The organism is Peribacillus sp. NPDC097197, assembly GCF_050278025.1.
Taxonomy (GTDB): domain Bacteria; phylum Bacillota; class Bacilli; order Bacillales; family DSM-1321; genus Peribacillus.
The window spans coordinates 88858-104628 of sequence record NZ_JBNNST010000012.1 but is presented as its reverse complement, the minus strand read 5'-3'; the positions used below and the strand labels follow the sequence as shown (position 1 = coordinate 104628).

At 41.2% G+C, this 15771-nt stretch carries 14 protein-coding genes and 1 riboswitch; of the genes, 2 read left to right on the top strand and 12 right to left on the bottom strand.

All coding sequences use genetic code 11. From position 1 onward, the window contains the following. Positions 1–34 precede the first annotated feature (34 nt). The 7 genes from qoxD to ACQKL6_RS15835 form a co-directional block, all read right to left on the bottom strand. A complete protein-coding gene (qoxD, locus tag ACQKL6_RS15865; protein WP_402989226.1) occupies positions 35–319 on the bottom strand; it encodes a cytochrome aa3 quinol oxidase subunit IV in 285 nt (94 codons plus the stop codon). Beyond that, positions 319–915 (bottom strand): cytochrome aa3 quinol oxidase subunit III, encoded by a 597-nt coding sequence (gene qoxC / locus ACQKL6_RS15860; RefSeq protein WP_402989229.1) that lies wholly within the window; start codon positions 913–915, stop codon positions 319–321. The genes qoxD and qoxC overlap by 1 nt, the downstream gene beginning before the upstream one ends. After that, positions 915–2861: a cytochrome aa3 quinol oxidase subunit I gene (gene qoxB, locus ACQKL6_RS15855; RefSeq protein ID WP_402872029.1), complete on the bottom strand. Its 1947-nt coding sequence runs from the start codon at positions 2859–2861 to the stop codon at positions 915–917. Before qoxB ends, qoxC begins: the two co-directional genes overlap by 1 nt. Before the next feature lie 69 nt (positions 2862–2930). After that, a complete protein-coding gene (gene qoxA, locus ACQKL6_RS15850) occupies positions 2931–3851 on the bottom strand; it encodes a cytochrome aa3 quinol oxidase subunit II (RefSeq protein WP_402872032.1) in 921 nt (306 codons plus the stop codon). A 597-nt stretch (positions 3852–4448) separates the two neighbouring features. Beyond that, complete coding sequence (locus tag ACQKL6_RS15845; protein ID WP_402872035.1) at positions 4449–4748, bottom strand: hypothetical protein; 300 nt, start codon at positions 4746–4748, stop codon at positions 4449–4451. 219 nt (positions 4749–4967) lie between these two features. Continuing rightward, entirely contained in the window at positions 4968–6179 is a 1212-nt protein-coding gene (locus ACQKL6_RS15840) for a S1C family serine protease (protein ID WP_427591630.1), read from the bottom strand. A gap of 219 nt (positions 6180–6398) precedes the next feature. After that, positions 6399–7178, bottom strand: coding sequence for a hypothetical protein (locus ACQKL6_RS15835; RefSeq protein ID WP_402989239.1), 780 nt, complete (start codon positions 7176–7178; stop codon positions 6399–6401). 190 nt (positions 7179–7368) lie between these two features. Between ACQKL6_RS15835 and ACQKL6_RS15830 the strand changes: the two genes are divergently transcribed. Further along, positions 7369–7725 carry a hydrolase gene (locus tag ACQKL6_RS15830; RefSeq protein WP_402872044.1) on the top strand — a complete coding sequence of 119 codons (357 nt, stop codon included), beginning with the start codon at positions 7369–7371 and terminating at the stop codon, positions 7723–7725. Positions 7726–7791: 66 nt separating this feature from the next. Next, positions 7792–8172, top strand: a complete 381-nt coding sequence (locus ACQKL6_RS15825; protein ID WP_427651453.1) for a hypothetical protein — start codon at positions 7792–7794, stop codon at positions 8170–8172. 60 nt (positions 8173–8232) lie between these two features. Here ACQKL6_RS15825 and ACQKL6_RS15820 read toward each other — a convergent pair whose 3' ends face one another. The 5 genes from ACQKL6_RS15820 to ACQKL6_RS15800 all read right to left on the bottom strand — a co-directional run bounded on the left by ACQKL6_RS15820 (position 8233) and on the right by ACQKL6_RS15800 (position 15558). Then, the gene (locus tag ACQKL6_RS15820) at positions 8233–9246 is read right to left on the bottom strand and encodes an ABC transporter permease (protein ID WP_427651451.1); all 1014 of its coding nucleotides are present in this window, start codon (positions 9244–9246) and stop codon (positions 8233–8235) included. 1 nt (position 9247) lies between these two features. Then, positions 9248–10750 (bottom strand): sugar ABC transporter ATP-binding protein, encoded by a 1503-nt coding sequence (locus tag ACQKL6_RS15815; RefSeq protein ID WP_427651450.1) that lies wholly within the window; start codon positions 10748–10750, stop codon positions 9248–9250. 67 nt (positions 10751–10817) lie between these two features. Beyond that, positions 10818–11933: a sugar ABC transporter substrate-binding protein gene (locus ACQKL6_RS15810; protein ID WP_402872056.1), complete on the bottom strand. Its 1116-nt coding sequence runs from the start codon at positions 11931–11933 to the stop codon at positions 10818–10820. Positions 11934–12046: 113 nt separating this feature from the next. After that, positions 12047–12153: riboswitch (SAM riboswitch) on the bottom strand. 89 nt (positions 12154–12242) lie between these two features. After that, on the bottom strand, positions 12243–14984 hold the full coding sequence (locus tag ACQKL6_RS15805; RefSeq protein WP_427651449.1) for a GTP-binding protein: 2742 nt from the start codon (positions 14982–14984) through the stop codon (positions 12243–12245). 400 nt (positions 14985–15384) lie between these two features. Continuing rightward, positions 15385–15558, bottom strand: coding sequence for a hypothetical protein (locus tag ACQKL6_RS15800; protein ID WP_402872063.1), 174 nt, complete (start codon positions 15556–15558; stop codon positions 15385–15387). Positions 15559–15771 lie beyond the last annotated feature (213 nt).

The following is a 15771-nucleotide window of genomic DNA, read 5'->3' as shown; positions in this document are numbered from 1 at the left end:
CCTTTTGAAGGACGCCCTCTTTTGATAGATTCTCTTACAAGTAACCCCAAGTCATAGCTAGTAAAGTACCGAAAACCGTGAATAATGCAATGAACATACCGTAATAAACGTTTACGTAAATTGCTTTTCCATCTTTCGTTTCACCAGCATGCATGAATACAACAAGTTGAAGACCTGCTTGTATAAATGCAGTAACAAGAAGTACCGTCATACCAACTGGGAATGACATATCAAAGAAGTAGACGGCAAGAGCCACTGCAGTAAGAATCATTGAGAATACAAAACCCATTACTTGTTTTCGTGGGAACAATTCAGACATTATGAGATCATTCCTTTCAGATAGATGAAGCTAAAGATAAAGATCCAAACTACATCCAAGAAATGCCAGTAAAGAGAGAAGATAAACGATTTATTAGCTGTCGCTGGAGTCAATCCGCGCTTTTTAACCTGAAGGATAATGAACGTTCCCCAGAATAGACCAGCGGTTACGTGAGCTCCATGAGTTCCTAATGTTGTCATCAGCATGGCTGTGAAAGCACTAGTTTGTAATCCTGCCCCAATATGAACATAGTGGATAAACTCGTAAACTTCTACGCATAAGAATCCTAGGCCTAGCAGAAGCGTGATAGCAAAGAAAGTTATCATCGCTTTCTGTCTGCCAAGACGCATGGCGTGAATACCAAGACCGATAACAAAACTACTTGTTAAAAGTAAGATTGTTTCAGCTAGAACTGGAGTGATTTCAAAAATCTCCACTCCAGGGCCTCCAGCAGTACGGCCCTGTAATACGAAATATCCAGCAAAAAGTGTAGCGAAAAGCATAATTTCAGCACCAAGGAAAATCCAGAAACCAAATATCTTCAGACTATTCTCTTCAGTACTATATTCAAGTGGCAGCGAGTTATCAATTTTCATTATTTAGCACCTCGCAATTTTGATTCTGTCTCTTCAATTTCTTCAACTGAAATGTAGTGACCATGATCTTCCTCGAATGACCGAAGCGCCATACAAACAAAGATCGCGATTGTAGCAACGATAGCAGGAATCCAAAGTGCAAATATGAATGAGAAGCCCCAAACAAAGAATATCGCACTCATGATGATCGGCATTCCGCTATTATTAGGCATATGAATTTTTTCATACTTGCCTGGGAATAAGTCATGTCCCTTTTTCTTAGCATCCCAAACAGGTTCGATTGAATTAACCTGTGGTAATACGGCAAAGTTATATTCCGGTGCAGGGTTATGAGTAGACCATTCAAGAGAACGAGCATCCCATGGATCTGAACCGATGTTTCTTGGAGAGTAACGTACACTGTAGTACACGTTATAGACGATTACTACAAAACCTACAGCAAGTCCAGCTGCTCCAATGAAGGAAATCATATTCATCAACCCGAATCCAGTTGATTCGGAATATGTGTACATACGACGTGCTTGACCATCTAATCCACTGAAGAACATTGGCATAAAGGCAACTAATGTACTCATTGTAATGATCCAAGCTGAAATCTTACCAAGCTTTTCATTCAACATGAAACCGAACATTTTTGGCCAGTAGAAATGCAGACCAGCTAGCATCGCGAATACAACACCAGGAATAATAACCATATGGAAATGGGCTACCAAGAACATTGTATTATGGTACTGGTAATCGGCTGCTGACATACCAAGCATTACCCCAGTAACACCACCGATAGTAAAGATCGGTAAGAATAGTACTGAATAAATCATTGGAGTGGTAAATGTAATCTTACCTTTCCAAAGCGTGAACAACCAGTTGAATATCTTAACTCCGGTTGGAACAGCAATCGCCATCGTTGTGATAGAGAAGATACTGTTTGTAAGTGCTCCTTGACCCATAGTAAAGAAGTGATGCACCCATACTAAGAATGAAAGAAGCGAGATAAGAACCATTGAAGCTACCATTGATTTATAACCATATAGGTTACGTTTGGCAAAGGTTGAGATAACCTCACTATAAATACCGAATGCCGGCAAGATTAAGATATAAACCTCAGGATGTCCCCAAACCCAGAAGAAGTTGGCCCAAAGCATATCCATACCGCCACCAGTTGTTGTAAAGAAGTGGGTTCCGAATAATCTATCCATTGTTCCCATGATAAGCAACACTGTTAATACAGGGAAAGCGAAAACAATGATTAAGTTAGTGATTAAAGCTGACCAAGTAAACATTGGCATTTTCATCAATGTAATACCAGGTGCTCTCATTTTCAGGATTGTAGTGATGAAGTTAATACCCGTCATCAATGTACCAAGACCTGAAATCTGAAGAGCGAACATGTAATAATTCGAGCCTACCGACTCACTGAAGTCATTACCTGCTAGTGGGAAATAAGAAGTCCAACCTGCATCAGGAGAACCACCGACTACGAATGAAATGTTTATTAACATCGCACCCATAAAGAATAACCAGAAACTTAGTGCATTTAGACGTGGGAATGCTACGTCACGTGCACCGATTTGAAGCGGAACAACGATGTTCATGAACGCCATGATAAATGGCATTGCCATGAATATGATCATTACGACACCATGTGTCGTGAAAATTTCATTATAATGCTGTGCATCTAAAAGAGTGTTATCTGGTACGGCAAGTTGTGCACGCATCATGATAGCATCTGCGCCACCGCGGAAAAGCATGGCTAAAGCAGCAATTATATACATGATACCGATACGTTTATGGTCAACCGTTGTTAACCATTCACGCCAAAGATAACCCCATTTTTTGAAATAGGTCAAACCAGCAATTATGGCAAGCGTAGTAAGACCAATGGCAACCATCGATGCGTAAATCGCAAGACTTGGATGAGGTACGGCAAATCGATCAAAGAATTCCATACTATCGTGACTCCTTTTGGAAATTTATTGTTTACCCTGTAAGGTTAGTTGTATAACTAACCCCACATCTTAATGATTGCTATGTTCTTCGTGTTCTTCGTGCTCTTCGTGTGAATCATGTCCTTCGTGTGAACCTTCGTCTGATCCATGATCATGTCCACCATTTTCACCCTCAGGAGCAGGACTGAATTCTAGATGAGTTCCAGTGTAAGTGGATGTACCAAGATGACCTGGTTCTAATAACTCATCGAATTTATCTTCTGTAAGAGGTTTAGCAGTTTGATGCACTTCATCTACCCATTCATCAAACTCGGCTTCTGGCATTGCTGTAACGTTGAACGTGTTCTCAGCGAATCCTTTACCACTAAAGTTTGCGTTTCTACCCATGTATTCACCTGGTTCGTCAGCTGCTAGGTGCAGAGTGTTAACCATGTCGCTCATTGCGTATTTTTGACCACCAAGTTGTGGAATCCAGAAACTTGTGATTGGTCCATAAGAGTAAAGTTTGAATTCAAGCGGACGGTCTGTTGGAATGTATAAATAGTTAACCGTTTCAATATTTTCTTCTGGATAACTAAAATGCCATTTCCAGTTAGATGTTGAAGCGTAAACAACCAAAGGCTCTTTATCTTCATATCCTTCAGGTGTTGCCTCTACTTTATAGTTACTTTGAGTAGAAACAATAGAAAGGAAACCTACAATTAAAATTGGAACACCAACACAAATTGTCTCTACAAGTTTACTTCCTTCAATATGAGGCGGTTCGTAATCCTTACTTTGTTTAGAAGCTCTGTACTTGACTAACATATAGATTAAAATTCCAAAAACGACTAGAACGATAATCGACATTAATCCAATAGATAACATTATGTCCTTAGCTTGCGTTTCAGCTTGAGGCCCTTTTGGATCTAAGACCATTAATGGTTCGCAGCCTGTTAACACTGTGGCAACAGTAAAAAGGATGGTTAAAAAAGCCCACTTTATTTTCATCGTGCTACCCCTCTCTTAGTATAATATATTTGACATTGGTAATTATTCGGAGAAAACATTTACCAATCTTTAAACCTCTTATTCTCATATCTTAGTTCCAAGTGGAAAAAAAGACAATATGAAATGAAGAATGTCATAAAAAGTTCATTTAAAAACCGTAAATATGTGGTAAATGAGCAGTTATATTGTATTATTTTTTTCTTATGCCCTATAATAAATCCTTATAATGAAAAACGAGACAGCTTCCCAAAGTACAGGATTGTCCCTACCTATGTCTATTTTATTTTATATTAATATAGTGAAATAAACAATTGTAACATTATACATCATGGGGAAATATGCCTCAAAATCACCTCTAATGTTAAATATTTCACAATATGAGTAGGATAATATGTCTAATCTGGTATAAACATCCTTTTTCTTCACTTACTTATTTTATACTGATATAAATTATTGTAAGTGTTTTTCCCTTAGCCATTGTGGAAACTAAAAAATCATACTTTTTTATCATTACCTGCATACGGTTTTTTTAAAGTAAATAAGCGTTTCTTCTATTGAAGAAACGCTCTACTCTCCTAATAAAAAAGAAGAAAGGTGTCAAATTGACACCTTTCTTCTTTTTGTTTTGGACTTGAATTTTATAAGCTTCGTTGTTTCCGGTATAATTCTTTCCCCTTTTTTGGTGTTCGCCGTCATTTCTTCTGCCAAGACAAATAATATACCAACCAAGAAAATACTCGCTGCACTTAACGCTATGGTTATCCCTATTGTTGATAGCACATACCCTCCGTTGTAACCGCTTACAGAAAAACTGATTAAAAACAATATAATTCCGATTGTACATCCTGTGCCTGATACCCATTTCAATGCATCCATGATCTTCTGATTAGCTTCCATCCTGTCAGCTCCTTTTCTTTCTATTTTAACAATTTTCACATTTTTGTCAATATTTCTACTATTTTACATTATAAACACGTTGTTTTCCTTGACAAATCATTTCTCTTTATTGGAAGGGAATATAGATATGTTCCCTCATGGTTATATTATTAGCTATACTAAAAATTCTACTCTAAAAGAAAAGACTTCGGACAGTTTTCAATCCGAAGTCTTTTCCTATTAAGAACCTTTCAAGGTTATCGTCAACGTCTTTTCTTTTGCCCCTCGATAGATCTTGAATGTTACCTTGTCACCTATTTTCTTATCTTTGTACAGTTGTTTTCTCAATTCAGCAGCCGTGCCAATCTTGGCGCCCTCAATCGCCACGATGACATCCTGTTGCTGGAGACCTGCATCCGCAGCCGCCGAACCTGGTTCTACACTATTGACCATTACCCCGGTTTTTGCAGGCTCAGGCATTTTCTGTAGATAATATTGTGGGAGTTCCTCTGTATTGGTAAGACTGACACCTAAATAGGGTCGCGTAATTTTTCCCTTTTCGATTAGCTCTTTTACTATCGGGATGACCTCGTTACTTGGAATCGCAAAGCCTAAGCCCTCCACTCCACTTTCCGATATTTTCAAGCTATTGATGCCAATCACTTCACCAGCCGTATTGATTAAGGCACCCCCGCTATTTCCAGGGTTGATGGCCGCATCCGTTTGTAACACATCCAGCTCCCATTCGCCGTCCGAAGTATCAACCGAAATCGCCCTTCCCGTTGCACTAATGATTCCTTGTGTTACTGAGCGCGAAAAATCAAGTCCGAGCGGATTCCCGATGGCCAATACCTCCTCACCTGGTCGAATGCTATCAGAATCACCAATACTGACGGCTTCCGGAGCAATTGAATCATCAATCGTCAACACCGCTAAGTCCGTTAAGGCATCAGCACCGACCACCTCTGCTGTTGCCTTTTTCCCATCATATAACGATATTTCCACTTCCTTAGCTCCTTCGATTACATGGTTATTCGTGATGATATAGGCTTTGCCATTATCTTTTTTATAAATGACCCCTGATCCCGTGCCACTTTCCACCGTTTCATTTTCCGTACTTTGCTGCTGGAGGGGATACCGACTTTGTGTTTCTTGAAAGTTGACGACACCTACAATCGATTTTGAAGCTGTTTCAACCATATCAGCCCTCTGATTGGAATCTGTACTCGTCGACAATTTCTGTGGAGTGACCGTTTGCTCTACGGCTGCGGTTTGAGAGGTTTCATTCACGGATTTTTTCTCGGTATCCCCAAACTCACCCCCGAATACAAATACAGAAGAGGTTACTAAAGAAGCGACCACTCCAGAAACAAGGCCAGTAAACACATGTGACTTTACTTTTTTCGGTTTTTCTTTCACCCTGACTTGTCCTTCACCATTATAGTTCTCCATCTTCTTCCCTCCTATTTATGACTTTCACCTGCCTCCATCATAAACAGGAATTATTAAAAAATTCTTAAGAAACCTTGAAAAAATATAAATTTCTTAGATGGACCGATATATTTGTGGATTGGACCGATAAAGGTCTGGTTTTGACCGATATATTTACGACTTTGACCGATAAACTGCTTACAACCAAAAAAAAGACGCCTCTATTAAAGGCGCCCCTCCTTACATCACTTCATACACTTCTTTTTTCTGCTTATTCACGCCATACCAGCCAAATGTGGCAGTATGTCCACCTTCGTTACTATCATTGACGACTTCAAAGACTTGAAAAATATAGTCTCCCTTTTCATCATCATGATCATATTGGATTTGTAGATGCGGATTATTTTCGGCATCCACATAATCCTTCACCAGCTGCTCCGCTTTCGCTTTTGTAAAGGCTTGGTCCGGGTCCTTCTCCTCTTCAACCGGTCCTTCTTCGGCTGGTTCTTCCTTAGCGGCTTTTTCCTCTTCTTGTGCTTCCTTCGGCGTTTCTGTTTCTACTGCCGGTTTATCTTCAACTTCCGACTCGGGGATTGCTTCTGATTCCTCCCCCGTTTGGTCATCCGTCGTTTCCTCTAAATCCGTCTCCTCTTCAACTGGTTCTACGTCGGCTTCTTCCGTTTTCGCCAACATTTCCGTAGCCTTTTGAACCATCAACTTGCCTTCTTCAAACTTTGCCTTATATGCGGCTGCCTCTTCGAAAAAAACCTGTGCTCCTTCTACATCCTGTTCTTCATATTTTTTCATTCCATCGTAAAGTATGCCTGATAGCTCCATCAGCTCTTTCGCTTCCGCAGTGGGATCATCTTCATAAGCCAACTCAAATGCTTCATGTGCTTCTAAATAATTCTCTTCCTTTAGTTGGCTTTTCCCCAATTCCATGTTTGAATCATACATCCTCGTTGCACAACCTGAAACGATAAATACCATCAATACAATACATACGGATAATTTCTTCATAGTAGCACTCCCCATCCTTGTTCAATGTCCTAAGTTGTCCTATCAATCTCTAAATCTATCTTACCCTATTTCATAAGAAATATCTGACATCTATGTATGAAAGCGACTTTTTTATAGGATATTCATTTTTAGGGTTACTTTTTTACAAATAGTGGTACATCATAATTAAACACTTGAAGGGGTGGTATAAATGAGTCAAGAAAAGCAGACGTATCATGTGGATTTAGTGAGTGGAGATATTCTAGCACAGAAACTAGATGAAAACCCAAGCTTCACCATACAAGCGAATGATGACGAATTAGCCGAGTTAAAGCAATGTTTGGACGACCATCTGAAAGATGATCTTGAAGCTTTTGCCCGTTCTCACGTACCTTATCTTCTCTACCATCATGACCGGGCCAATGATAAATATGATGCGGCCATGAAAAAACTATACCGGATCATATACAGGTTAGGTGACGAGGCCGCCCGGAATCACATTGAGGAGATTGGCATATTGGAGGATAACAAATTCGAGGGAGACAGTGAAATCCAGAAGTTTAAATAAGTACCCTATTAGAACAGGATCTTATATATGAAGATTCTGTTTCTTTTTTCATATAAGGAGGTAGGGATGATAAGAGCGATGAAGTTTATCCTATTGGCTTCCTCTCTTTGTCTACTGTATGGCTGCATGCAAAATCCATCCAGTAAAAAAACCGGGGAGGAAAGTGAAGCAAGCCCAACAACGGAAGAGTCCTCTGAAGAAAGCGGCCTCGAGCAAGGGGTCAGCCAAGTGGCGGAAGGATATTCACAGGCACCCGGGGAAAACGATGCAATCGGTTCAGATAAAGAAAAAGAAATTTATCTTTACATGAAGTCACTATACAACACTGGAGGACAGAATACCCAAGACGCCATCACGGAAAAGGCGAGTAACAAATTCGAGATTACACAAGAACAGGCCGGTACGATTTATATGCAGTATGAAATGAAGTTATCCAAGCCCAAATGAAAAATTCGCCACACTGAAACAAAAGACCAGCAATCATGGCGACTGCTGGTCCTTAATGTTTCAGTGTTTTTGTTTATAATAGGTCACAGCCAAGGCAAGGGCGAGAACTGCGCCTTTCACGATGTCCATTGCATAATATGGGACCGACATCATGATTAGCCCATTTTGCAGAATTCCAATCAAAACGGCCCCGATGAACGTTCCGAAAGCATTCGGTTTACCTGCTCCTAGAACAGAAGAACCAATGAAGGCCGCCGCCACCGCATCCATTAAATAGGGAGAACCTGAATTGATTTCCGATGTCATGACGCGGGAAGCAAGGACGATCCCGCCGATAGCAGCGAACAGCGCCGACAGAAGATAGGCCACTACTTTATATTTATTGACCGAGATTCCCGAAAGTCTAGCCGCCTCCTTATTTCCCCCAATGATGTACATATAACGGCCATGCTTCGTGTAGGTCAAAAAGATATGAGTCGCAACGACAATGACGCTCATGATCAGGATAATCCAAGGCACTTGTCCGATTTTGGCGAAAAATGGGCTGATTAAACCTGTAGCGAATGTTCCATCAGGCATCACCATGTTTTGTGAAACCGTGGCCCCTTTTGTATAAGTAAGGGCAAGCCCTTGAATGATGAACATGGTCGCCAATGTCATCAGCATGTCCGGGATTCTTAACTTTACAATCATGAATGAATTCAATGCGCCCACCACAAGCGAAGCACCAATGGCCGCTATTATCGCAATCAACGTATCCTGGGAAAACCAGACAAACATCGAGATGACGATGGCATTGGCTAATGAGGCAACGGAGCCAACTGACAAATCGAAGCCGTCAACCGTCAAGGAAATCGTGATCCCGATGGCGATGATTGTCACGATGGAGATGGAACGTAAAATGTTAATAAGATTATTCGTTTGAATGAACGATGGATTCGCAATAGCAAAAACCGCAATCAAGATGATGATCGTCAGAATCGTTCCATATTTATAAAAGAATTCGAACAGATCAACTTTTTTCCTGGCTGGCGTTGTTGGTTTCTCTGTAAGAACCGGAATTGGTGTACTCATCCTATTTGCCCCCTGTTGAGTAGAATAGTAGTTCTTCTTCATTTGTCTTGCTTGTCTCTAGCTCCTTGACCATCCTTCCGTCATATAAAACATAGGTCCTGTTTGTGATTCCTATGATTTCGGCCAATTCGGATGATGCATAAATAATCGCTTTCCCCTTTTGGGCTAACTTTGCGATCAGTTCAAAAATATCCTTCTTGGCCCCGACGTCGACGCCTTTTGTCGGCTCATCGAATATGTATACATCCGCATCAGCCAATAACCACTTTCCGATGGCGATCTTTTGCTGATTGCCCCCTGATAGGTTTTCGACCTTCGCTTCCTCTGAAGGCGTTTTGATCCCAAGAGTAGCTATCAGGTCTTTCGCCTTTATCTTTTCTGCCTGGCGATCGACGAAGCTGAATGCCTTACTGAATTTCCCGACACTTGCAGCAGTCAGGTTCGTAGTAACAGACTCCTGTACGAGAACGCCTTCTTTCCTCCGTTCTTCGGGGACTAGTGCCAAGCCGCTCTTCACAGCATGATGGGGCGTTTTCAGGCTAAGCTTCCTTCCTTTTAACACAACTTCCCCCGTTATAATGGCCGTATGGCCGAAAAGCGTTTTACAAAGCTCCGTTTTTCCTGCCCCGACAAGACCCGCTAAACCGACTATCTCACCGGCCCTCACATGAAGACTGACATCTTTGACTTTATCGGCATCCGACAGTCGGTTCACTTCAAACATCACCGCACCTATCTCGGCATTCACGACGGGAAACTGTTCTTCCATTGACTTTCCAAGCATTTGCTCAATCACTTCGTTTTGTGTGATATCACTGATTCTACTGCGCCTCACACTCTTCCCATTTCTCATGATTGTAATGTCCTCACACACTTCAAATATCTCGGGTAGACGATGAGAAATGAAAATAATGCCTACACCACGTTGCTTCAGCTCATTCACAATCCGGAATAGTTCCGTTGTTTCCGTATGGCTTAACGGAGCAGTCGGCTCATCGAGAATCAAGAATTTACATGCGGTTGAAACGGCCCTAGCTATCAAGACCATCTGCTTTTCGGCCAACGTAAGGTCCCTTACCAGTTTTTTCGAAGACACATGGATGTTCATTTCTTCCAAGATTTCCGTCGCTTTTCTATGTAATTCCTTCCACTTGATGATTTGTTTTCTCCCCATGTTCTGTACGGATTCATTCAGCATCACGTTCTCCGCAACCGTTAAATAAGGAATGAGGGCCGTATCCACTTCCTGATACACAATTTGAATGCCAGCTTCCTGTGCCGACTTTGGCGAACGGATATCCTGTACCTGGCCATTTAGGAAAATGTCGCCGGTATAATGGACATGAGCTCCTGATAAGACTTTCATTAGCGTCGATTTCCCTGCTCCATTTGCGCCGACCAATGCATGTGCTGTTCCCGACTGTACTGAAAAATTAACTTCACTAAGCGCTTTTACACCTGGAAACTCAATCGATATCTGTTTCATTTCTAGTTGAATGCCCATGTCCAATCCCTCCCATTAAACAGACACTCTCTTCAACTTGAAAGAGAGTGTCTACTGATTCTGATCGTTACTTCTTATAATGTTCTTTCAATACTTTCATCCAGTCTTCTTCAAATTCCGTTGATACTCCCCAGCCTTGAACAATGCCGGATAGATTGGTCATGTTGACAGCGTCCTTCGATGATTGAAGCTGTTTTTGAGATATCAATGATGCTTCTAAATCATAGGTTTGCGGCGTTTCTTCCCCCGCTAGTTTTTTCGCTAGCAATCTCATATTCACTGCACCAATCAACTTCGGATCAACCGCTGCGGTATACGACCATGAGCTTCCTTTTGTTTGAATCTCCTGAAGGTCGGCATTGGACACGTCAATACCATAGATTTTCACTTCATCGCGCCCCGCTTCTTTTATCGCACGAGCTGCTCCGATAGCGAATGCATCCCAGGTTGCGAAAATTGCGTCTATTTTACCTTTGGGATACTTGTTCAACATCGCCGAGACCGCATTTTGCGTCTGGACCGAAGTATCTGAAGATGCCACTCCGAATCTTTCAATTTCATGAATGCCAGGATTTTCTTTCAGCTTTTCTTGATACACGGCATTTCTTCTCACCATTGGAGGGAAACCATCTACCCAAAGGTATGCAATGTTCGCTTCGCCTTTTTGCTCTTCTATCAATTTGTCAAAAGCAAGAGTTGCCAATGCTTCGTCATCTTGTGAAGTTACTGTTACCCCATCAATTTTCGTTAAATCGCCGATGGAATCGAATGTGACTACGCTTTTCCCTGCATCCACCAGCTTTTGTACGTCATTCACTGTCGCTGCATCATCACCATGGGAAATGATATAGCCATCATAGTCTTCCTCCAGAGCCTGAGCGATGGCGTCATGGAATTTAGCCGTATCGCCATTGGCCGTAAAAGTATCTACTTGGAAGCCAAGTGCTTCTCCTTCTTCTTGCGCCCCTGCTAAGTATTGGGCCGTGTGATCATCGCCGCCAATTTTACGAATGACTTTAATTTTAGCTCCCTCGCCTTTCGCAAATCGCTCTGGAACATTTTCAAAAGATACCTTTTCCTCTTTTTTCGCTTCCCCTGTACTTTGTCCCGAAGAACACCCCGTCAAAAGCAACGCCGAAGCGATGACTGAAACGAAAGCTCCTTTTAAAATTGATTTTCCCATTTTAATTCCCCCTATTTTTTACATTATTCTTATCTGTTAGCTCGGCATAAACACAAAATAAAAACCTCTCTAAAATAGAGAGGTTTAATCAGCTGGTTTGCAGACTTATCCCTCTCTTATCTGTCAAAACATTTCTGTTTTGCAGGATTTAGCACCAATTCCTAATTGGAACGGTTGCTGGGCATCGTAGGGCCAGTCCCTCCGCCACTCTTGATAAGAGAATATAATGTGTTACGTTTCGTTATGGTAAGTACCACTTTATAGGGATATAGTCATTAAGTCAATAGTTTTTAGAATATTTTAAATGTTTTATTTTCCTTGCAGTTTCGCCAGGCGTCTTTTCTCGATTTTTTCAAGGCGTTCGAATTGGCGCAGTTTCACTTCGAACAGGGTAATCGGATCACGGTAGACTTCAGGATTTTGTCTCATATGTTCCAATGTAGCCTGCTGTTCTTTGATTTCGGCTTTCGTCTGTTCGATATTTTTTTCAAGGATGGCAAATGGATTGCGGTAGAACAGGGATATGTCACGTTCCAAGGATTTTTCGAACAATCCAAACTGAGTAAGGAATCTGTCACTGATCATATCGGCAACATCCTGGAAGTCTTCATTTTCCAAGAACTTCTTATATCGATTGTACATATTCGCTTTATTTTGCGGAATGGCACCAAATAGCTTCCCGGCTCCCTTAAGAATCAACTGAGATGGGGTCCTTCTTAGTAATATATTTACATTTTCTATCCGGATGCTGCTTGTCATCCGGTCCGCATCACGGCGCCAGTCATCCAAGACCCGGAAGTCCCCGGCCAGTACAATACGTTCTTCTTTGTATAGCTCATTGAAGCCTGCGCTCATCTCATCCATGAACTGTTGGCTTTGCGTGAATTCTAACTCAGATGTAGCAATCCAGTCTTGAAGCGAGCGGAAATACTGCGGCATGATTTTATCGGATATAAATGCCTGGATCCGATCGTTCATTTCCTGATTCAACTGTATATGCACTTGGCTAAAGTCACTATTCTCAGATAATGTTTTAGAGCAATCACGCAGTAATTCAGGAATTCGTGTGGAAAGCTGTTTTTTCACTTCTTCTTTTAATAAGCGATAAGATCTTGTAATGTTTTCGGTTTTTTCTTTTTCCAAATCAGTCAACTGATTCGTAGCGCCATTCAACTTCACTTCCATCTGTTCATTCCAAGAAATCGAATGCTCGCATTTCCGTTCATTCGCTGCCCGTTTTTCTAATAGATAGGATAAAGTTTTACGCGTGAAGGCAAGGAGCTTCTCCGCCCTCATTTCCTTCCAATTGCTATCTTGATAGTTTGCGTGAAGGAAGACGGCTAGATCCTGCAGTTGCTGTTTGCTGTCATAAAGCTTGGAGAAAGCAAATACCTTCGCGTTCGGGAAATAAGCATTCACCTTATCCCATGTTTCATCTTCCATCCTGACTGCCACTTGATCACTATAGATGGTATCCATTTTATTCAGCAAGAAATGAATAGGAAGTTTAGGGGCCATTTGTTGCATTTCCAATAGCAAATCACGTTCACTGCCCGTGAAAGGTGCCCGTGCATCCAGAACGAACATCACTCCATCGCTCTCCAGTAAGTAATTTTGGAAGTCAGGGTCTACGCTTTTCTCTCCATTAAATCCTGGAGTATCCAGTAGACGCAGGCGATTATTTCTCAAATAATCACTGATGAGTGTCACATCGACAATCGTTCCGCGTTGACGACGCGTTTCATCCAACTCCGTTAACTCTTCGACCATTTTACGATCTGTATCGGTAATTTCATAGATTTCCAGGTCATCGCCATCTTTAACGCTCACAAGAGATGAATGGTCTTCCGCTGCAATACTTTCACCCGCTATCGATTGAATGAAGGATGTCTTGCCATTTCCTGCACTTCCAACAAGAAGCAGATTGAAATTGCTCATATCCTTAATTCCCTCAACCATCCATTTCAGCTTATTGCCGACTGATAGATCATTGCTCTCTGCCCATTGAATGATGGAGTGAATCAGTTTTTCGCCTGCTTCGAGACCGCCTCCCAATCTAGGGGATTTCGCTAACAGACTTTCTGCATCTTGAACAACAAGTGCGCTCACTGTATCTGGGAAAATCTCATTCCAGGAAAGGACAGATGCCGCTGCAAATAACGAAATCTCCCCTTCCGCGATTTTTAACCAATTTTCCAACAGTCTTGGTACGACAGGGCTTAACTCTTTGACTAAATGCGTACCTTCTAGTAATCCTGCATAGGCATCGCGATAATAGACGGAAAGCTCATCCCAAACATCCCCGTTGTTCAATTCGATTTCATCGATCAATTTATTGATGACCTTAAGCCATTCAAAGTAAGAATCCGTATATTTATAGTTCTTCCAAAGGGCTACCGTCATTTTCTCAAAACGATCTTGGTCAAGATTATATAAGGATCTAAGCACGTTCGCGAAATAATCCGGAGCCGTCGATTGTGCAACGCCCTGCTGGATGTATGTTTTCAAAACATCGAACCAAGTCATTGACTCCGTACGGATACTTTCGTTGGCCGCTAAAACTATCGCGCTATTCCAATCCTTTTGCGCTTCAAAGAAGGAGCGCGCAATTTCCGTGACATTTGGATAATCCGGTTGGAAATCGACTGCTTCCTTCACCACTTTGGATGCCAGATCATTTCTTGTTTCTACTATGTATAGTGAAAACAGTTGCAGAAGGACTTCCGTCTTTAATACAGGTTCGCTCGTATTAATGGCTTTATAAATATCTTCTGCCGTCGAATACATCTCTAGCTCAAAGTAGGCATCAGCAATATTCTTCTTAGCCCATTCAGCAAGATTGCCCTCTATATTCTCCCATTTAAATATGGCCGCCTCAAAGTCATGATGCAGGAAGTACACTTCCCCCTGGGCAAACCTGATTGTGGTTAAATCCGATCTTTCCTTTTTTTGTTCCACGAGAAACATTTCTCCCAAGGCTTGAATCGGATGCTTATTTATGTCATCAATCATCGTTTCATAGAACTTTTTGCCAATCAGCTGTTCTTCCATCGTAATTCCCCCGATATATTTCATATTTTCAAGTAAAGGATCAAATCAATAGGTTCCTTTAGATAAGAAAATGATCTGTCAAAGCTCCAAATTATTATTTTAACAAAACAATATGGTAACAACATGTCATAACTCTTACAAGTTTAAAACAGAAACCGCCGGGCTTGTAATGTTTTTAACAAATCGACTCTCTCCCTTAAAATATGCTTTTATGGATTTCACCAGGATATGAAGCAATGCGAGGGATTTCTCCTATACCATTAAATTACCAGAATCCCCGTTTACACACTACCTTAAAATGGTAAAAATAAAATAATATAAAAAAAGCAGCACCTTTGATCATGAAGGATACTGCTCTCTGATAAGCATTGAACAGTAATTGTCCTTTGACAAATTGGGATTATACCCCTGTGCGCTTACGTTGATTATTGGGCTTTTTAGTTAATTGGCTTTTAAGCGGTTTTGTTTTTTTCACAACACCGGTTTCAAGTTTATCTTTACTTGTTTCAGCTTGCTTTTGCGCCAATTTCTGCTTGACAGCATCCGCCAGGCTCAACTTTTTATTTTCAGACATCATATTGTCTCCTTTAGTGTTCTACTTCTATTATAATATAGATGAAGGTAGAAAGATAATAGGGAGTTTTTACGATTCTTTCGATTGATCATAAACCGTTTTAAACCATACCAGATTCTCTAGGACTAATATCCTGTCCTAAAGAAGACTTCATCCTATTGACTTAGTATACTGAATTTGCTAAATTATCTCTAGATTATAATAGCTCCTTAC